Here is a 20,036-nt window from a genome sequence, read left to right as displayed (position 1 = left end):
ACCGCCACCAGCAGCAGAAACCACTGCGGATAGCGCACTCCACGGGGGAGGCGACCGTCGGGGATGGCCTTGAGGAAGCTGATCAGATCGCTCGGAACACTCTCTTCCGTTGCGGTGGTTTGGGTTTCGGGCATGGAGGGCCGCCATTCCAGCCAACCAAAACCCATGCTGACAGCCGTGCCAAGAATGCTGTTGTGGAACTTTTAGGCAGCCCTGGTCTGGTCGGGCATTTCCGCTGGCCCGCGAGCCGAACACCACCAGGGCCTGCACATCAGGGCGAGCCGCCAGCCGCTCCAGACCCTTCTGCAGGCCAACGGGATCCAGCCCAGGACCCAGATCCGCAGTGTCTGCCAGAGCTGTGTCTGTGAGCCAGGGGTGGCCAGAGGTGTGGATGGTCTCAGCCATGGGTTGATCGCTCAGCGGCCACCGCCGCAGTCCGTGACCACAGGCACTGGCCCACTCGGCCCACGTGCGCCTGCAGATCCTCGGAGAGGGTTTGCCGCAGCGACAGATCCACCTGCCAGGGCAGCAGCAGGTCGTCGATGCGAGCCAGCAGCTGCAGCAGATCGTTGTGGCTGAGCCGGTCGCCCCCCAGGGTCAGGTCGATATCGGAAGCCGGGGTGTGGCGGCCCATGGCGCGCGACCCATACAGCCAGATGGCGTCCACATGGGGATGGGCCCGCAATACCCCCAGCAGTCGCTCACTGCTGGCCTCAGGCAGGCCGGGGATGGTGATGATCATCTGTTCTCCTCCTCCAGCCTCAACTGGAGCCGCTCGCGCAGTGCCTGAAAGCAGGCGAGATAGCGGCCGCGAATGTTCGCCCCGATCTGCCGAGCGGTGGCTGGGTTGTACGTGTGGCTGGTGAGGTTGCGGTCCTGAATCATCAGCATCCAGCCCTCCCCATCGGCAATCAACCCCACGCGGAAGGCTTCGCGCAAGGTGTCCCGGGAGCCGAGCAGATCGGCATTGCCCTGAGAGCGCAGCAGATCACGCAAGGTGTTCCAGCCCAGTTCGAAGCTATATTCAATGGCTTTAATCAGGCCCTGTTCCTCTCGTTCATTGAGAACTTCAGGACCGAAAAAACCCTCCAGTTGAACAAGCGCTCGGCAGTAGTTGGAGAAGCGCTGCTGCCAGCGGATATCGGCGTCAGCCATGGCAGCGGCGGTCATTGGCCCGAAGCTAGGACCGTGTCCACCAGATGGCCGGCAAAGCTGCGTCCTAACACGGTCTTGCCGTAGGGGGTAAAACCAGAAGCGTTGTCCAGAGCGCTCAGGCTCTGGCGGAGCAGCCCTAGCCACTCACCTCCGGTCGGGGTCCGCTCGCCCGCTGCCAGCGCCCGCCAGCTCACGCCCAACCCCGGGGCCTCCGCCGCCAGCCAGCCCTCCCCGTAGCCCACGGCCGCCGCCGGCTCTGCCACCGCCAGCCGGGCCGAGGCCCAGGTCCACAACATGCCGGAGCTGCGCTGGGCATAGGTGCGGGGGTCATAGGCTAGAAGGGCCAGCGGGCAGGCCGCCAACCGCTCCAGCATCTCGGCGCGCGCCACCGGCCCCTCCAGCAGCGTGAAGCCCCTGATCTCCTGCCGGGCCCGCTCCAGCAGCGCCCTCTCGGCTGCAGGCAGGGGTTCACGGCTGTGCAGATGGAATAGCCAGCCCGGGGAGCCCAGCTCCGGCCCCGGCCCCTGCTCCAGCAGCGCCGCCACCACCGCCAGGGCCTCCTGACGCCCCTTGCCGTGCTTCAGATCCCCCCAGTGCAGCAGCACGGCGTCTGCCAGTTCGGCCCGCCGCTGAATCGTGTGGCCGCCGGCCCCCACCACCGCCGGATGCACCTCTCCCGCCGGCAATCCGGCCGCCACCAGCAGCGGGGCGAGCAAGGTTCCCTGCTGCGTCGAGGGCACCCCGATCCAGGGGCGGTGGCCCGCCGCCCGGCAGGCCTGGCCCAGCCCCACCAGGGCCAGGCGGCACTGGGCCGTGGCCTGTGGATCGCCCGGCGGCCCCTCCAGCGTTTCTCCGGGAGAAAACATCAGCGACACCGCCACCGCCGCCGCCGGCTGGTGCTGCAGCCAGCGGGCCAGCCCCAGCAGCTGGAACGGCAGGGCCGTATGCACCACCCAGGCGGCCACGGGATCTCCCGCAGTCGCGCTCTGCAGCTGGGCTTCCAGGCGCCGGGCCAGATGCAGCGTGCCGGCCACATCGGCCCAGTGGCGCGGGTCTTCGTAGCCGCAATCGCGAAACATCGGACGCACCCCCGGCCTCTCCTCCAGCGCCCTGTCGGCCCACACTTCCGGCCGCCAGCCGGCCTCGGCCAGCTCCCCCAGCAGGGCCTCATTGAGATCGGCGTGATGCCCCACCTGGCTGCTCCAGGCCGGATCCACGATCACCAGGCGCCGTACACCCAACGCGCCGCCCGCGAAGACGATCACAATGCCAGCACATCACCGCCCCCCGGCATGGACTGGCCCACCGCCGCCGAACTGCTGCAGTGCCCGCTGGCGGATCCCGCCAAAGATCCTGATGCCACCGCCGCCGAGCTGCGCTGGCTAGGACGCTTTGCGCGTGTCGAAGTGCTGCGGCAGCGGGCCACGATCCTGCGCGCCGCTCCGGCCTGGAATGCCCGCTGGGCCCTGGAGCTGGCCGTGGCCCTGCGCCTGGCCGGCGACCCCCAGGCCGCCGATGCCCTGATCCTCGAGGCCGACCGGCTCGAGCCCACCCTGGCGCTGCTGCCCGATCCCTGGGGGCTGTGGCCCGCCCCCACCGCCACCGGCGAGGAAGCGCCCGAGGCCAGGCTGGCCCGGGGGTTGGTGCAGCAATTGCGGGGCTGGCGCTGGCTCGAGGCCAGCGCCCTGGAGCAGAGCTGGATCGAGCGGGCCCGCTCCACCTGGCAGCAGGGCCTCGACGACGAAGCCCTCGATCAGCTGGCCCTGCTGCTGCACCGCAGCCAGGCTGGCGGCGAGGCGTTTCAGCAGCTGCTGATCCAGCTGGTGGGCGACGCCGAGATGGCCGCCCACCCCGGTGCCGCCGCCGCCTTCTGGGGTTTGGTCGCCGATGCCCGGCCGGAGTGGGACTACGCCGTGCTCAAGGCCGCCGACCTTGCCCTGCAGCGCGGCCAGCTGCAGCGCTGCGCCGCCTGGCTGCACCAACCCACCGGTGCCCTGGCCGCCAACCCCTGGTGCCACGACCTCAGCGCCCGCCTCGCCCTCGCCGACGGCCGCATCGGCGACGCGCTGCGTCACTGGGGCGAGGCGATCGCCCGCTGCTCCCAGGACCATGGCTGGGATCAGCCCGAGCTGATCGAGATCTTTCGCCAGCGCCGCCGCGAGGCCCGCCGTGGCACGGCCGTGCTCCACGCCCGCAGCCTGCTGGATCGGGGTCACACCGCCCAGGCCCGCGAGCTGCTGCTGCAGCTGGTGGAGCAGGATCCCCAGTGGCAGCCGCTGCGCGCCCTGCTGGCCCAGACGGAACGACCTTCTGCCGCAGCAGAGTCCGCCGGCTCCGCCAACCCCACTGAACCGGAGGCCCGGCTCAGCCACTTCCAGGCCTTTCTGGAGCGAATCGCGGCCCAGCGCAAGCTGCCGCTGCCGGCCTTGGCCTCCGCCTCGGCCTCGGCCAGCAGCGTCGACACCCTGCAACAGGGCCTCGACGCCTTTGCGGCCGCCCTGGCGGACGGGGAAGGCCGGCTGGCCCTCCATAGCTGATCAGCCCCGGGCTTCCAGCTGCTCCAACAGCGCCGCGATCAGCCCCTCCGCCCGCAGGGCCTCCTGTCCGTAGCGCTCCAGCAAGCCCTGCTGCTGCTGATGGGCCAGAAAATAGAACTCCAGCTCCTCCTGCACCTGCTGCAGCTGCAGCAGATTCAGTTCCGCCTCGTCGCGTGCTTCTTCGAGCTGCTCCCGGAGGCTGGTGAGCTCGTCGATACTGGTGGAGGGATCGGCCATGGCTCGATACCTTACGGAACCCCCCGCTTTCTTGCCAGTGCTTGACCAGGATCTCCACCTGGAAGAGAAGATCTTCAGCAGCCGTGCGCCCTTTCAGGCCTTTCTCAATGCACAATTTCACAGCTGGCCTGATCAGGTGCAGCAGGCCCTGCGTCTGATCGCCCTGCATGGCATACGGGATCCCCTCAGCCAGCAGCTCATTCCCGCCCAGGAGCTGGAACTGGCCGGCGACAACTACCGCGAATCCCTAGCCCATCAGGGCATCCTCGCTCGGCATCGTGCCCTCCTGCTGCTGCTGCAGCGCCTGATCGATACTGGCTCCCTTCCGGCCAGGCCAGAGCTGCGGCTCTACTGCCCGGAGGCCATCACGCCCTTCGCCCGCCTAATGGAGAGGAGCTTCCCCAACTTCCACGGCAGCGAATACCTTCCCAGCAGCAGCAATCCCCTGCACGGCCAGCTGCCCCACCAGGATCTCTGCGCTCTCACCTTCCCCACTGCCAGCTTTGATCTAGTGCTGTGTAACGAGCTGTTCGAACATCTCTACGACCTGCCAGCAGCACTCGGCCAGATCGCCCGGGTGCTGCGCCCCGGTGGGTACCTGCTGGCCACCTTCCCCTTCGCCTACGACTCAGACACCACGATCGTGAAGGCCCTGCACCACCCTGGCCAGACCCCTGAACCGATCGGCGAAGACGAGTTTCACATCAATCCCGTGGATGATTCCGGCAGCCTCGTGTACCAGATCCCCGGTTGGGACATCCTCGATCAGGTCCGGACGGCCGGATTGCGAGATCCCGCCATTCACTGGATCGCAGCTCCCAGCTACGGAGTGGTAGGGGCTGAAATACCAGGGGTCATAGTCCTGGTGGCTTCTCGGTAACCCTCAGCCGATCTGAATCGGCAGCTTCACCCACTCGGTCTCAGGTTTGAGCTTCACAGGCGGCGGCGCGTTGCACAGGGCAGCGCGCCGCCGCTGCAGATCAGCTCGTTTGTGTTCCAGATCGCTCACCACAGCCAGCCGCTCCTCCAGCCGCTGTTCAGCGCGGCGGTAAAGGCTCAGATCCAGCTCCGTCACAGCCAGTCCCAACGGCGTGTTCATCGGCTCCTCGTCCCTACCAGCCTTCTGGGTGGTGTTGACCGGCCTGGCATAGGCCAGGTCCATCCCCATCCCCATCCGCTTCAGCTGGTCTTCCAGCGCCACGATCGAGTCGTCGTAGCGCTCCACCAGCCCCACGAACAGATCCTCCCGGCTTAGGTCGATCAGCTCCGGCCGGGCCGCCCAGCCCCGGCGCTGCACCCAGTCGCCCGGCTCCTGGGGCGAGAGGTGCCGGGTCTGGAAATTGGCCACGATTCCCTGCTGCAGGTTCTCCAGGTACTGGCGGAACGGCACCGGTTCGTCTGTCTTCTGCACCTGGGTCTGGAACCGGTAGGCCGAGGCGATACGCTCCATCGGCTGCCGCAGGAAGGCCACCTTCAGAGCGGCAATCGCCCCCGGTGGCGGCAGGCAGATCAGATGGGACGTGATCGCCAGGGGCTGGCGCTCCAGTTTGGTCAGATACTCGCAAGCCAGCCGCCAGTCGAGCCGATCACCCGCCCCCGGTGATTCCAGGTAAAGCACCTCTCCACCGGTTGCACGCTCCAACGACCAGATGAAGGTACTGCCAGCGCATTTGAACCCATGCAGGTGGAGAAGGTTGGCGAGCACCTGGCTGTTGATGGGGAGAGATTCAGCTCAATCTATGAAACCGGCCTACTCAGCCCTGGAACCAGCCAGGGCTGAGCCTACGACAGTCAGCCAAGGTGGCGACTTGCCAATTCGATGATCTGGCTGATCGCCCGTTCTGGATCAGTGATCCGGAACGGGCGATCGCGTGATGGGGTTCGATCAGCCTGTTCCGTTGGCGCAACGCTTTCGTAATCAAGCAAGTCTGGCGGAAGTGAATCGACAGCCACGGCTTCGAGGCATTGGATCTGATGCCATCGCGCCACGGCTACAGGATGCTGCGGTCCGCACAGACAGAGCCCTGGGATCCAGGGAAAGAACCAGCCGATCTTGTGCTGCATGGTGCCTTCATGGGTGATGTAATAATCCGTAAAACGAATCTCTCTCAGAGCCGGGCCAATCTCCAGGCCACTGAGTATGGTGATCCCGCTGGTTCCACAGGCCATTACAATCTCCGCGATCCTGATGCCCACGGCTTCGGCCCTTCGCTGGGCATTCGCATGGTGGAGATTATTGCGCTGATAGGTGAACCCGTCGAGCAGAAATCGAGCCGAAGGATAGACCCTGCGCAGCGTCTGAATCAGGTGAATCAGGACGGGAACCTCATTGGTGAGTTCCCGTTTGCCAGAACCACGCACTCCCACCAGGATCGTGGCCCCGTAACCGTCGTCTGCCCGGACCGGCGCCTCCTCGGAAACACCCAGATCCTTGAGCACAAAATGGCGTACTCGCGGGGTCACCACCATGGCGCCAAGGTGGAGGCTGGGTCGCCGGTCCAATTCGGCCTTATCCCGAAGCACGACGTTATCCAACTGACCCACATTGAGCACAGTCACGTGATCCTGAACGACCTCCACCTGACCGCCCTGCACAACCTGAAGCAGGGCATCAAGTTCATTCCAGATGAAATGGGCGAAATTGCCTTCACCCACCCTCACCAGCGCGGCCTCCCCGGGACGGGCGGCACCCACCCCGAAGCCGGGTGTCAATGGCTGATCCGTGAGCTGGTAACCGGTTCCGCATTGATCCGAGCTCAGGCAGAAGCGCCGGCCGGATCCGTGCTCCTCAAACTCGATCACGTTGCGACCAGCATCGGCGCGACACCAGCGGTAGTGAAGAAGCTTCTCGCCGAGACGCAGCGCGAAGGGCCTTCCTTCAAGGATCAGGCGCTGATAGCGGCGCAGGGAGCGGGGGGCTTCCCAGGTATTTAGCGTCTCGATATCGAGCGCGAGGCCGTCCTCTGCAAGCAGACCAGCAGCGCCGCTGAGCGCCTCGCGCGTGTAATCGTCGTTCAGATCATCGGAGTCTGGATCCGCGCCGGCGGGTTTGTTCATCACGTCTCCGATCTGAATCGGCAGCTTCACCCACTCGGTCTCAGGTTTGAGCTTCACAGGCGGCGGCGCGTTGCACAGGGCAGCGCGCCGCCGCTGCAGATCAGCTCGTTTGTGTTCCAGATCGCTCACCACAGCCAGCCGCTCCTCCAGCCGCTGTTCAGCGCGGCGGTAAAGGCTCAGATCCAGCTCCGTCACAGCCAGTCCCAACGGCGTGTTCATCGGCTCCTCGTCCCTACCAGCCTTCTGGGTGGTGTTGACCGGCCTGGCATAGGCCAGGTCCATCCCCATCCCCATCCGCTTCAGCTGGTCTTCCAGCGCCACGATCGAGTCGTCGTAGCGCTCCACCAGCCCCACGAACAGATCCTCCCGGCTTAGGTCGATCAGCTCCGGCCGGGCCGCCCAGCCCCGGCGCTGCACCCAGTCGCCCGGCTCCTGGGGCGAGAGGTGCCGGGTCTGGAAATTGGCCACGATTCCCTGCTGCAGGTTCTCCAGGTACTGGCGGAACGGCACCGGTTCGTCTGTCTTCTGCACCTGGGTCTGGAACCGGTAGGCCGAGGCGATACGCTCCATCGGCTGCCGCAGGAAGGCCACCTTCAGAGCGGCAATCGCCCCCGGTGGCGGCAGGCAGATCAGATGGGACGTGATCGCCAGGGGCTGGCGCTCCAGTTTGGTCAGATACTCGCAAGCCAGCCGCCAGTCGAGCCGATCACCCGCCCCCGGTGATTCCAGGTAAAGCACCTCTCCACCGGTTGCACGCTCCAACGACCAGATGAAGGTACTGCCAGCGCATTTGAACCCATGCAGGTGGAGAAGGTTGGCGAGCACCTGGCTGTTGATGGGGTTGGGTCAGCCTTTTACGTTACGCCTCGCATCAGATCAGGCCAGCCAGGGCGGCTCGCACCTGATCGACATCCACCGTGAGAACTCCTTTGCACGCCTGGATGGCGGGAATGAGGTGATGGCGCCTGATGCTCAGGGACGAGGTCAGGATTTGATAGCAGCGCCGCGTATCGACAGCCTCGCCGATCTCGACAATCAGGCATTCAGGATCTGCCACCAGAAGGTTGCTGAAGGCCGCCCCATGAACTCCGGCAATATGAGAAGCGTGCTTGACCAGCGACATCTGCTGCCTGGGGTCGAGCTCCTCAAACATCACAATTGAGAAGCCATGCTCGGAGAAGAGCTCTTCCAGCTGCGCCTCATTAGCAACAGCACGGGCACTGGCAAGCTTTCTGGAGATATACACATGGCTGGGGATCCCGCCAACCAGCTGGGGGGCGTCCTGGGCAAGGTCGCAAGCGATCCTGCGAATGAACCCAAGATGGAAGCCCCAGAGATCCCGCTCCCGGTGCAACAATGACTGGGTCTCCAGCGGGAGGCTGTAGAGACGCCGGATCCGGTGTATTCGATCGGCCTGGAGGTAGCGAATCCGTGCGGATCCGAACGTACGCTCGATGATCAGCTTCGCCCAGGGCCAGGCCTCTCCGTAGAAGAGCAGGGTGTCGGACGGATGAGCCAGCTGGCAACATGCCATTGCCCAGACCACGTGCACGATCCCAGTGTGATACATGTTCCCATAGGTGAATCGATCTCCACACAGGAAGTGGTTGTTCTCACCGTTCTCTCCCCGATCAACGTCGTCGATGTCAATGCTGTCGAGTGCCAGCAAGGGCGCCAGTTCGGGCCGGGTCCATGAGGCCGATCCCGCCGCTGTGGGCCGCAGCTGGGCGTCAGTCAGCACGACCCCGGCTTTGTATGAGCCGCTGTAGTAAAGAGTGCAGAAGTCGAGCCGATCAAGAACCACCGGCACGGTGCGTTGCGCAGTGTGGATCGGAACGCTGACCCGGGCGTCGGGAGAGCTCCCAGCCATCGGGGCCCCTTCGGCCAGCATCAGCAGGCTGAGCGACTTCCGGATGAAAGCGGTCCGGGAGCCAAGCTCTGTCGCATCGGCGGCGTCGAGGTTTGCCGCGTTGGCCTGGATCTGGCCCACAAGATGGGCCAGGAGCGGCGCGGGGGCGCTGTCCCAAACTTTGCCGAGCGCCAGCAGGCAGATCCGATGGTCGTGGCGATGGCGTCTCAGCAGCTCCTGCAGGGCCATCGTGAGCGTGTCCAGCCGTCCGCTACGCCCCGCGGACTCCATAAGGAGCATCAGCCGCCACACCGACGGCCCGCCCGCGGGGGGGCTTCGCTCGAGGATCGTCAGCGCTGCCCTGTGCTTGCCGGCGATCGTCAGGCTCTCGGCCAGCATGCACTGGCTCAGATCGTGGCAGGGATCGACTCGGTAGGCCCGTCGGGCGATCCGGCCAGCCTTCCGCCGATCCGCAGAACGGACCGCCTGGTGGTAATTGTCGATCAGGGTGCTGATCACGGGGAGGCCATCACTGTTCCCCTACATCGAAGGAGTGGCTGGTTGTCCAGTTCTCTGGCTTGCGCGATTGCAGCCGCCAGCGCGAGGTGCTGGTCTGGTGCAGCCCGACATAGGCGTGCATCAGGCTGCCGTTGGAGAGGCAGCTGACGCCATAGCGCTGCTTCACCGCTTCGCAGAGCGGCAGGGCATAGGCCCCACAGACCGCGGTGAAGATGGCGAAAGGACGCTCGCGATAGAGAGCATCCACCGCCTCGAGGCAGCGCTCCAGGCTTTCGCTGAATCCACTCAGGGGCCGGTTCGGATACAGCGAGAGCGGGGCCTCAACGCAACGCAGGCCGTAGGGGCGGATCGTCAGGTCGTGGAAGAGATCGAAAGCCTTGCCCGATCGGTGATGCGCTTCCACATCAACGGCCAGGGGAGTGACGAAAACAACCTCCTTGCCGGCGAGAAAATCGTAGATCTCCTGATCGTCGGGCCACTGCAGCAAGGGCTTGACCCGTCCGGTCTGCTCGAACAGCTTCTGAGCCACCGAGTAAAATCCCGGGCCCATAGATGAAGCCGCCACCTGCATGTCCAGCAGGGCCGAGAGCACACCCCGACTCCAGCGCTCCAGGCAGTCCAGGGGGGCATAGCTGTCGGCGTAGAAGCCCGTTTTTGTGTGCAGCAGCCGGAGGCTCTCTTCGAGATCGCCGGGATCAGACGACGATGGCTCCTTCCGGCGGTGCATCCACCCATGGTTGAGGTGGTTGCGGCGGATCGCTGCCATGGCAGGTTCCAGGGCTTCGTGGTGGTAAAGCACAGCCTGCAGGGCGGCGAGCTCAACCCGTAGAGGGCGCACGAGGCTCTGACCAGGGGCCATCCGTGCCACCGGGAACCGGGAGGGGAGCAGCCGGGCTCCCAACGCTCCCGGACCACCGCAGCGGTTCCAGCTTGTAGTGCAGACGGTCAGCAGGGGGAAGTGATCGGGGTCGAGCTGGCCCCCATGGCGCCAGAGCAGTCCGAGCGACTCATAGAGGCTGGATGTGGGCTCCAGCAGGCTGAAGGTGTGCGATGCGGCGGCGCCCTGCAGGGGACGGAAAAAAGCCTGGATCAGGGCATCGATCTGATCAACGCTGCCGCATGACAGGAGCGGAGCCAGATTCAGCTGCAGTCGCGCTCGATCGTGGGGGACGACGCGTGCCCCTGGAACATGCACCAAGGCCAGCTCGGCGGTGCTCTGCGGCGCAAGCGAGGCCAGCCACTGCTCGACGCTCTCAGGGATCAGCCGGGCCAGTTCCTCCGCCGAGAGCGGATCCAGGGTCTCTCCCGCTCCGATCAATTCGGCGACCACCGCTACGGGCACCACTTCGTCCCTCAGCGAATCGTCTCGGGGTTCCGCCGATGTCCTGGGCTCAACCTCGCCAATGGCTACGCAGGGGAGCGCATCAAGCCTGCGGAGAAGCTCGTCAAGATTCGGATCGATCGTGGAGAAACCCCGGAATCGCTCAGCGCAGTCCCTCAACCTGTCACGCAGCCCCGCTGACTGAGTGTCCTGCTCCAAAGCCTCCTTGATCTGCTGGGCGAGTAAACGACGTGCATCGAGAATCACCCACTGGCCCGGGGGTTCCATCAGTTCGCCCAGGCGCAACAGCAGGAGCAGCTCGGTGGGCAAAGAAGCCGTATCGGTAATCAGATCCTGACTGCGAGCCTCCCTTAACAGAAGGATACCGTGCGTAGCCAGACCCTTTTCATAACCAGCCAGCCAGTTGGGAAGATCGATACCGAACTCACGTAGGCGGTTAACGATCATGAGAGCCTGCCAGGCAAGCTCGGCCCGCTTGTCGACGGCAGCCGCATCAAACCCCTCGGCTCGAGCCCGCTGATTAATCGAGGGCAGCAGGCTTACGAAGGCTCGGGAAAAGAACCTGCTGAGACTGCCCTGATGGCTGGAGAATGCCGAAATCAATACATCGAACAGCCGCAAAAGACCAGGCAGATGTGCAACTGCTTGTTCGTCGTCGCCACGCCCGAGAGCGGAGTTGATCAACTCGAAGGTTTCCAGGGACAGCCCCAGAAGCTCATCCTTGGTCAGTTGGGTCAAATCAACACTCTCAGCAGAGTCTTGACTCACTCCTCCGCCGCGGCCAAGATCAGACTTGATAGCTGTCCACGGAGCTGGTTTTGTCATCGAAGTGGTCAAGTGGAGGATAGAGAGATGGAGACCTCGGTTCTGCCATGTTGCTGGCAGCGAACGATTTCATTGCCACTTGGTCAATGCACCCCAGGCAGTCACGTCACCATCCAGCCATCCTAGTTTCGTAGGATGTTCAACCAAGTACGACCGTGTCGAACCAGTTGACATCGGCTCTCCAGCCCATGGCTCGAGGCGCCTGGATCGGGGCGTTCGAAGGCTTTGCCGGCGATGGTTCCCTCCAGGGCTGGGCTTGTCCTTTACCAGGATCAGCGGAGGTTCCCAGGCTACCAAGGGTTCGGCTGGTGATCGAGGACCTGCTCAGGCCTGGCCGCAGCTGGCCCCTGGCTGAGCTGACCGCGTCTTTGCCGCGCCCTGATCTCGACCGCGAGGGACTCAGCCACCAGTGCGGTTTTTCATTTTTTGGACGCAACGGCATTGAGCTGCCAGCCCGCTCCACCGGCCTGGTGATGCGGGCGCTTCTGGTCACGGATCCTTCCGTGGAACTCGCCGGCAGCCCCCTGCGCCTCGACGACCAGCGCTACCAGCTGCTGGAGCAACTCTGCTGCCGCTCCGGTTCCGGCGTGCGAGTGGATTCCCTGCACGGACCCTTCCTGGTGTGCTGGGCCTCTCCGGGCCGGGAGCTGGAATTGCGCCTCGACGGGGCCAGCCTCGGCATCGTCACCGCCAATGACGAGGGACAGATCCAGGCTCCGCTGCCACCAGAGCAGTGCGATGGCCAGGTCCACCACTTCGCCCTTCACGACAACGATGGGGCACTTCAGGCCGAAAGCCTTGAGATCACACCGTTTCAACTCACCCCTTGGTCGTCGCTACACGATCACGGTCAGGCCCCCTTCCCCGATCAACTTCATCCCCTGGCACGGGAACACCACCGCAGCCTCACCACCTGGCTGCAGTGGGCCGACGCGGACGGCACACCACTGCCCAGGGATTTGCCTCTGCTGCAGCGACTGCTCAGTGGCCCCGTCGAGCCTCCGGCCACAGCCGCCGCCAACCAGGAGGCCGGCCCCGATGGCAGCCCTGTGAATCGAGCACCGATCCACTTGCCCCTCAGTCCGGAGCCCCTGGTGTCGATAGTGGTGCCCGTGCACAACAGCTACTCCGTCACCCGCCGCTGCCTGGCGGGGCTGGCCTACGCCCCCACCCGGGTGGCCTTCGAGCTGATCGTCGTCGACGATGGCTCCAGTGATGGGACCAGCGAAGCTTTGGCCCGGGAAGCCCCCGGAGTGCAGGTGATCCGACACGACTACGCCCGGGGCTTCAACCAGGCCTGCCATAGCGGCGCATCCGCCGCCCGCGGTGAATACGTGGTGTTGCTCAATAACGACACCGAACCCTGCTGCCGTTGGCTGGAGGAACTCCTGGAACCCTTCAGGCGTTGGAGCGACACTGGCATGAGCGGCGCCCAGCTGATCCATCCCGACGGTCGGCTTCAGGAAGCCGGGGGGATCGTGTGGGGCAACGGTGAACCCTGGAATTACGGGCGTGGCCGCAACCCTTACCACCCTGGCGTGGCCTATACCCGTCAGGTCGACTATGTCAGTGGTGCCGCCCTGGCCATCCGCCGAGACCTCTGGATCCAGATCGGTGGCTTCAGCCCGGAGTTCTCCCCCGCTTACTACGAAGACACCGACCTGGGCTTCAAGGTGCGCCAGGCCGGCTTGGTGGTGCGATACGCCCCCCTTGCGAGGGTGATCCACCACGAGGGCCTCAGCTGCGGCACCGACACCGATCCAGACAGCAATCATGGTCTCAAGCGCTTCCAGACCCTGCATGCTCCCCTGTTCCAGCGCAAGTGGAAGCAAGCCTTCAGCGGAGTTACCACCCCGAGCTTCGAGGCCGCCGAATCGATCAAGGACCGTGGCATCCTCGGACGTGCTCTCGTACTCGATCACGGCACTCCCCGGCCGGACCGTGATGCCGGCAGCCATGCCGCCCTGGTGGAAATGGAGCTGATCCAGGCCCTTGGCTACAAGATCACCTTCGTTCCAGCCAACCTAGCCTGGCTTGGCTCCTACACCGAAGACCTGCAACGCCGTGGCATCGAAACCATCCATGCCCCCTTCGTGCTCTCCCTGGAACGCTTTCTGCAGGAACGGGGCTGTGAATTCGATCTGGTTTACCTGACCCGCTACACCACAGTTCGCGACAGCATTGATCTCCTGAAAAAGCATGCAAGACAGGCCAAGCTCGTATTCTGCAATGCCGACCTCCATTACCTCAGAGAACTGCGTCAGGCCCAGGCAGCCGGTCTCAGTGGCGAGGCAGCCGAGCGAGCCCTCGACGCCGTGCGCGATACCCGCCGCCAGGAACTAGAGGCGATGGCCGCTGTAGATCTCACCCTCAGCTACAGCGAGATCGAGCAGGCCGTGATCGCCGCCGAGAGCCTGGGGCAATGGCCCACCGCTCGTTGCCCCTGGGTGGTTGATACCCACCCCAATCCCGCCCCGCTCGAGGGCCGCTCAGGAATCAGCTTTCTTGGTAGCTATCAGCACCCTCCCAACCGCGATGCAATGGAATGGTTTCTACAAGAAATCTGGCCTCGGCTTCGCGAGCAAGTGCCCGATCTCAACTTTCATATCTATGGGAGCGGTCTCGATGCCGCTCTCCTCGAGGCCTGGCAAACCTGCGAAGGTGTCCAGGTGCATGGTTGGGTTCGCGATGTGGCCGATGTGTACGCCAAGCACCGGGTCTTCGTCGCCCCCCTGAGGTCCGGCGCCGGCATCAAGGGCAAGGTGATTGCCGCCCTGGCCCATGGCATGCCCCAGGTCCTCAGCCCGGTGGCAGCCGAAGCCACCGGCCTGCGCCACGCCTGTGAAATATTCATCGCCCAGGATCCCCAGGGCTGGTGCAACCACATTTCCGGCCTGATCCACGACGACGATCTCTGGAGACGAACCAGTGCCGCCGCCCTTGAGCATGCCCGCCACCACTATTCCCGCGACCGTGGCCTCGAGCTGATGGCCACAGCCCTGGGCCAGTTACATCTGCCCGTATGCAAATGACCGCCACCCATCTCTCCGGGGTGGTGCCCCCGGCCGTGATCGCCATCGCCTCCAATCGCCCGCTGCTGTCGGTGGAAGAAACCAACCGGCTCTTGCGCCAGCAGGGGGTTGCCCTGGCCCTGGCCCAGGGGGTGGTACTCGACCGGGTGGCCAGCATGATCACCATGCACGAGGATGAAGAGATCTCCCTGATGCGGGCCTACCTCGAAGCTGAGGGCATCAACAATGACGAAGCCCTTTCCGGCTGGTTGGAGACCAAAGGTTGGTCGCTCGACGATCTGCGTTATTTCGCCACCAAGGCCGAGCGGGTACGCCGCTACAGCCAGGACTGCTACGCTAAACAGGCTGAAATACGTTTTCTTGAACGCAAGCTTGACCTCGATCAGGTAACCTATTCGCTTCTACGGGTGTCAGATCGAGAGCTGGCAGAGGAGTTGCATTGCCAACTGCTTGAGGAGGAAGCCGACTTCCCCAGCCTTGTGGCAGCACACAGTAAGGGGCAGGAACGCGCCACCCGGGGCTTGATCGGTCCGATCGCCCTCACCACCGGCCATAAGGCCCTCGTGGAGCGCCTGCGCGTCAGCCGTCCGAAACAACTGTGGCCTCCCTTCGAAGTGGCTGGATGGTGGCTGTTGGTGCGGCTGGAAGAACGATTCCCTGCTCAGCTAGACGACGCAATGCGTGCGGCGATGGTGGACGAACTGTTTCAGGTGTGGTTCAAGGAGCAGGTGAGCCTGCTGATGGCAGGGGAAGAGCTGATGCCCCTGATCGCTGTTGCCGAACCGGTGAATCCATGAGCAGCTCCGCTTCCAGCCTTCCGCAACACGCACGCCGGCTCCTCAAGTCCTTTCGGCCCTTCGATCGCCTCCCCGCTGCGGTGATCGAGTCGCTTGAGCCACTGCTCGACGCCCGCCGCTATCGCCTGGGCCAAACGGTTGTGCGCCCTGATGTGATGCCGGAAGCTGTGTTGCTGGTCAGCTCCGGCAGCTTGCGCAGCCTGGCCGTCGATCCAGTCAGCGGCGATCTGCGCACCATCGATCGCCTCCAACCCGGCGACATCGCCGGTTGGTGTTCCCTGGTGCGCGGCGACCCCTGCGAACACCTGCGTGCCAGCTCCGAACTGGAAGTTCTGAGCCTTCCCGCCACACTCTTCCAGGAGTTGTTAAGCCAGCACGACACGCTTCGCCTCTGGTTTGAAAACACCCTGCCGGCCGCAGAACTGCACCGGGTGCTGGTTTCGATCTCCGCCCAGGATCCCCAATGGATGAGCTTGCTGCGCGATTGGCCGGCCAAGCGCGACCAGGCCCGTGTGCGCAGCTGGCCGGCCACAGGCTCAACGCCGCCCAGCCTCGGAGCGAGCCTGGCCTGGTTCGTGAGCAGCGGCGGACCGTTGGGCCAGCCCTGGCAGACAGAGGTGGCACTGGAGCCACCCCAGCCAGGCAGCCCCTGGTTGCGCCTGGTGGGCCTCCCCAGCTCAGGAACAACACCACCACCACCAACTGAGGAATCTCCCGATCTGCTGGTGGGTTCCAGACCCGTTGAGGCTCCTGAACAGCAGCCGGCTGGCTCCGAACTCGTGCCATCACCCGGGGGCTATGCCCTCTCCCCCGAGCAACCCCAACCCCAGGCCGAAGGCCGTGGTGGTGAACTGCGCCTACGGCGCGCCACCGGCCCCAGGGAGGGCCCGATCGCCATCTGCATGGCGATTGCCCATTACTTCGGCGTTCCCGTGAACAGGGATGCCCTGCTCGATCAAGTGGAAGCCGTTCTGCAGCGGCAGGGTCAACTCAACCTGATCAATCTGGGCCAGATCCTCGATTCCCTTGGCCTACGGGTGGTGCTTACCCAGCTCCCCGCCGACCGGCTGCAGCGGGCGATGACCCCCGCCCTCCTCTTCGCCCAGGGCCACTTCGCCATCTTCGAAGGCACCACCGAATCAGGTGAGCTGCGCCTGCTCGAGCCAGAGCTTGGCCCCCTGCTGCTTCCTCCCGAGCAGGTGGTCACGGAAGCCGGCGGCCTGGTGGAGCTGCTGCTGCTGCAGCGCAAACCCGATGCCAAGGAACAACGTTTCGGTTGGAGCTGGTTTCTGCCCTTCTTGCGCGAACACCGGCGTCAGTTTATTGAGGTGCTGGCCCTCTCCTTCGCCATCAACTTTCTCGGACTGGCCGTCCCTCTCGGCACCATGGTGATGGTCAACAACGTGGTGAAAGCAAAGAGTCTCAATGTCTTGATGGGCATTGCCGCAGTTTTATTGCTGGCGACGTTAGTCAAAGCTGTCTTCGAGATCCTGCGCAGCTTCATCCTCACCGACACGTCCAACCGTATCGACCAGGCTGCCAAAGCCACCATTCTCGATCATCTGGTGCGATTGCCCCAGGGCTTCTTCGACAGCCGCCCCGTAGGAACGGTGATGTTCTACTTCGGCCAGCTGGATCGACTGCGTGAATTCCTGCTGGGCAACAGCATCACCCTGGTGGTCGACTTAGCTTTCAGCTTTCTGTATTTGTTCATTCTTCTGGCCATGAGCGTTCCGCTCACGCTCGCAAGCCTCGCCACCCTGCCCCTGATGATCGCTCTCACGATCATCACCACACCCATGCTGCGCACCCAGATCAAACTCAGCATGGGTGCATCGGTGGCCACCTACTCCTATCTGAACGAATCGATCACCGGCATCCAGACGATCAAATCCCAGAACGCTGAGCTCAAGACCCGCTGGGAATTCCAGAACCGCTACTCCCGCTTTATCGGTGAAGACTTCAAGCTCAGGATCACCAAGGAAACAATCTCGAACATATCGCACTTCATCAACAGCCTTGGAGAGATCCTGACGATCGCTGTAGCCATATATCTGGTCATACAGAATCAACTGTCGTTAGGTGTTTTCATCGCCTTCCGTATGATGAGCAGCAAGATCACCCAGCCTCTGGTCCAGCTCACCAGCACCTGGCAAAGTTTTGAGCAGGTGAGTGAATCGATTCAGATGATTGGCGATGTGGTGGATCGCCAGACTGAGCAGACCCCCAGTGAGTCTTTGAACCTGCCCATGCCTCCTCTTCAGGGCAAAGTGGAATTCCGCGATCTCGCCTTCCGCTTCTCCGATAGCGGTCCTCTCGTGCTCAATGGCGTGAACCTGGAGGTTCCCGTGGGCTCCTTCGTGGGCATGGTGGGCGGCTCGGGCAGCGGTAAGAGCACCCTGCTCAAGTTGCTGCCGCGCTTCTACCGCCCCCTCGAAGGCAAGGTGCTGATCGATGGCACCGACATCAACAAGGTGGAGCTCTATTCTCTCCGTCGCCAGATCGGGGTGGTGCCCCAGGACAGCGTGCTGTTCGATGGCACCGTTCGCGAAAACCTGCTGCTGGTCAAACCCGATGCCACCGCCCAGGAGCTGATCCGCGCCGCTCGCATCGCCTGCGCCCACGACTTCATCATGGACCTTCCCAAGGGGTACAACTCCGATGTGGGCGAGCGTGGCGCCGGCCTCTCCGGTGGCCAGCGCCAGCGCCTCGCCCTGGCCAGGGCTGTGCTCCAGAACCCGCGCATGCTCATCCTCGATGAGGCCACCAGCGCTCTCGATGCCCGCACCGAGAGGCAGGTGTGTATCAACCTGTTCGAGGCTTTCAGGGGTCGCACGGTCTTCTTCATCACCCATCGCCTCGCCACCGTTCAACCGGCCGACTGCATCGTGCTGATGGATCGCGGCGCCATCATGGAAACAGGCACCCACCGCGACCTGATCCAGCGCCAGGGCTGGTACTACGCCCTTTACCAAAGTCAAACCCAGGAGGGAGGACTCTGATGCCAAGCGATCGCTCGAACGCCCTGGTCGACAGCTACGACAGGGTTCTGAACTGGCTGCGCTCACCCCGCCGCCGTCGCACTTCCGCCACCGACGAAAGAGTGGTGCCCGTACGCATCGATCTTGTGGGAGAACAACCCATCACTGACCAAAACGGCCAGTCTTCAACGACCGCACCCAAACCAGGCGGTGCCCTCGCTCCATTGCCCGACTGGCAGTTCAACCAACCAGCTCTGCTCAACAAAAGCCGACGCACCTCCAGCCTGATCACCTGGACCGCAATCGGCGGTGCGAGCTTCCTCATCATCTGGGCTGCTGTGGCCCCTCTGGGAGAAACCGTTGCCGTCCAGGGCAAGCTCCAACCGGGCAGCAAGGTGAAGATCCTCCAGGCACCGGTGCCTGGTGTCGTGGACGAGGTGTTGGTCAAGGACGGCCAGTCCGTGAACCAAGGCGACGTGGTGCTGCGCTTTGATCTCCGCCAGGCCCGCAGCAGCCTCACCACCGCCGAGGCTGTGCGTAACCGGCTGCTCAATGAAAATAAAATTCTCGCTGCTGCCTTGGGGGATCAGCAGGCCAGCGGCCTCACCAGTAACCAACGGCTGCAGCTGGGCAACCAGGCCGAAGATCTCAGCAGCCGCCGCCAGCTCGCCGAAGAGCAACTACGGGCCAGTGAGGCCAGGATTGCCGGACTAAGCACCAGCCTGGCCACCACGTCCAACATTGCCGAGCGCTACGCCATCCTCTCCCGTACTGGTGCGGTCAGCGAGGTTCAGGCCCTGGAAACACGCAACCGTGCCGATGAACTACGCTCCAGCCTGGCCAGCGAAGAACGCACGGCCGCCGGCCTGAGGGCTGCCCTTCGCAGTGCCCAAGCGGCCCCCAGTGCCGAACTGCGCGCCAAGATCGAAGAAAATCTGCGCGAACTCTCAGACCTCGATGGTCAGATCCGTCAGGCTCAACTACAAGTTCAATATGGAGTGCTCACAGCCCCCAGCAAGGGCGCCATCTTCGACATAGACGTGTCGAAGGGATCGGTGGTCGAAATCGGCAAACCCTTGTTGCGTGTGGTTCCGGCTGATGCCCTCGAGGCCAAGGTATTCATCCCCAACGATGCGATCGGCTTCATCCGTACTGGCCAGGTTGCGGAGATTTCACTCAACACCTTCCCCTCCAGCCAGTTCGGCTTCATCCCGGCCGTGGTTGAACGCATTGGCTCCGATTCTCTCACCACAGAGGAAATGGCTGAAACCCTGAAAACCGATGCCACTGGTCTATTCTATCCAGCCATTCTCAAGTTGAAGAGTCAACATCTCAAGGGAGCGAGCAAACCAATCCCAATCAAACCCGGCATGGCCCTCACTGCCGACATTCAGCTCAGAGAACGGACTTTTCTCAGTATCTTTACAGGGTTCTTCGAGGATCGCAAACGCGAATTCGAGCGCACACGCTGATGGCACGTCAGCCACACCTGCCTGAGTCACCCCCATCAAACTGGTCGATCTACGTGCCCGCGCCTCAACGCAGCAGGGCAATTAGGTTGCGCACTTGGCAACGGCTGAAAACAAGGGTGTTCAGCCGATCCTTTGTTGTATCCGCCCTGCTGGTGGGCTACCTGTTGATGTGCCTGTATTTGCTGCTCTGGGGATCCGCGTCCATAGGGCTTCTGGCGGTACTTCCAATGCTC

At 63.7% G+C, this 20,036-nt stretch carries 14 protein-coding genes; 6 read left to right on the top strand and 8 right to left on the bottom strand.

Annotation, left to right across the window (positions count from 1 at the left end):
* Positions 1–397: 397 nt before the first annotated feature.
* Genes KBY93_RS03085 through KBY93_RS03075 form a run of 3 tightly spaced genes read right to left on the bottom strand, consistent with a single transcriptional unit; the run spans position 398 to position 2,420 of the window.
* Complete coding sequence (locus KBY93_RS03085; protein WP_255092772.1) at positions 398–742, bottom strand: nucleotidyltransferase domain-containing protein; 345 nt, start codon at positions 740–742, stop codon at positions 398–400.
* On the bottom strand, positions 739–1,155 hold the full coding sequence (locus tag KBY93_RS03080; protein WP_255092771.1) for a nucleotidyltransferase substrate binding protein: 417 nt from the start codon (positions 1,153–1,155) through the stop codon (positions 739–741). Before KBY93_RS03080 ends, KBY93_RS03085 begins: the two co-directional genes overlap by 4 nt.
* A gap of 11 nt (positions 1,156–1,166) precedes the next feature.
* Complete coding sequence (locus KBY93_RS03075) at positions 1,167–2,420, bottom strand: hypothetical protein (RefSeq protein ID WP_255092770.1); 1,254 nt, start codon at positions 2,418–2,420, stop codon at positions 1,167–1,169.
* 27 nt (positions 2,421–2,447) lie between these two features.
* Here KBY93_RS03075 and KBY93_RS03070 point away from each other — a divergent pair, with 27 nt between their 5' ends.
* A complete protein-coding gene (locus KBY93_RS03070; RefSeq protein WP_255092769.1) occupies positions 2,448–3,692 on the top strand; it encodes a hypothetical protein in 1,245 nt (414 codons plus the stop codon).
* Here the strand turns inward: KBY93_RS03070 and KBY93_RS03065 are convergent, their stop codons facing one another.
* Positions 3,693–3,929: a hypothetical protein gene (locus tag KBY93_RS03065; RefSeq protein ID WP_255092768.1), complete on the bottom strand. Its 237-nt coding sequence runs from the start codon at positions 3,927–3,929 to the stop codon at positions 3,693–3,695.
* Positions 3,930–3,966: 37 nt separating this feature from the next.
* Here KBY93_RS03065 and KBY93_RS03060 point away from each other — a divergent pair, with 37 nt between their 5' ends.
* On the top strand, positions 3,967–4,809 hold the full coding sequence (locus tag KBY93_RS03060; protein ID WP_255092784.1) for a bifunctional 2-polyprenyl-6-hydroxyphenol methylase/3-demethylubiquinol 3-O-methyltransferase UbiG: 843 nt from the start codon (positions 3,967–3,969) through the stop codon (positions 4,807–4,809).
* Between the two features lie 3 nt (positions 4,810–4,812).
* Here KBY93_RS03060 and KBY93_RS03055 read toward each other — a convergent pair whose 3' ends face one another.
* The 4 genes from KBY93_RS03055 to KBY93_RS03040 all read right to left on the bottom strand — a co-directional run bounded on the left by KBY93_RS03055 (position 4,813) and on the right by KBY93_RS03040 (position 11,434).
* Positions 4,813–5,571: a sulfotransferase family protein gene (locus KBY93_RS03055; RefSeq protein WP_255092767.1), complete on the bottom strand. Its 759-nt coding sequence runs from the start codon at positions 5,569–5,571 to the stop codon at positions 4,813–4,815.
* Between the two features lie 149 nt (positions 5,572–5,720).
* A complete protein-coding gene (locus tag KBY93_RS03050; protein WP_255092766.1) occupies positions 5,721–7,748 on the bottom strand; it encodes a sulfotransferase family protein in 2,028 nt (675 codons plus the stop codon).
* Positions 7,749–7,857: 109 nt separating this feature from the next.
* Entirely contained in the window at positions 7,858–9,354 is a 1,497-nt protein-coding gene (locus tag KBY93_RS16125) for a DUF563 domain-containing protein (protein WP_255092765.1), read from the bottom strand.
* A gap of 10 nt (positions 9,355–9,364) precedes the next feature.
* Entirely contained in the window at positions 9,365–11,434 is a 2,070-nt protein-coding gene (locus tag KBY93_RS03040; RefSeq protein WP_255092764.1) for a hypothetical protein, read from the bottom strand.
* Positions 11,435–11,709: 275 nt separating this feature from the next.
* Between KBY93_RS03040 and KBY93_RS03035 the strand changes: the two genes are divergently transcribed.
* Genes KBY93_RS03035 through KBY93_RS03020 form a run of 4 tightly spaced genes read left to right on the top strand, consistent with a single transcriptional unit; the run spans position 11,710 to position 19,803 of the window.
* A complete protein-coding gene (locus KBY93_RS03035) occupies positions 11,710–14,553 on the top strand; it encodes a glycosyltransferase (protein WP_255092763.1) in 2,844 nt (947 codons plus the stop codon).
* Positions 14,550–15,350 carry a peptidylprolyl isomerase gene (locus tag KBY93_RS03030; RefSeq protein ID WP_255092761.1) on the top strand — a complete coding sequence of 267 codons (801 nt, stop codon included), beginning with the start codon at positions 14,550–14,552 and terminating at the stop codon, positions 15,348–15,350. The genes KBY93_RS03035 and KBY93_RS03030 overlap by 4 nt, the downstream gene beginning before the upstream one ends.
* Positions 15,347–18,352 (top strand): peptidase domain-containing ABC transporter, encoded by a 3,006-nt coding sequence (locus KBY93_RS03025; RefSeq protein WP_255092760.1) that lies wholly within the window; start codon positions 15,347–15,349, stop codon positions 18,350–18,352. Before KBY93_RS03030 ends, KBY93_RS03025 begins: the two co-directional genes overlap by 4 nt.
* Positions 18,352–19,803 (top strand): HlyD family efflux transporter periplasmic adaptor subunit, encoded by a 1,452-nt coding sequence (locus tag KBY93_RS03020; RefSeq protein ID WP_255092759.1) that lies wholly within the window; start codon positions 18,352–18,354, stop codon positions 19,801–19,803. Before KBY93_RS03025 ends, KBY93_RS03020 begins: the two co-directional genes overlap by 1 nt.
* Positions 19,804–20,036 lie beyond the last annotated feature (233 nt).

This window comes from Synechococcus sp. J7-Johnson, from assembly GCF_024345795.1.
Taxonomy (GTDB): domain Bacteria; phylum Cyanobacteriota; class Cyanobacteriia; order PCC-6307; family Cyanobiaceae; genus Regnicoccus_A.
The sequence above is the reverse complement of the archived record's forward strand: the minus strand, read 5'-3'. Positions and strand labels throughout refer to the sequence as shown.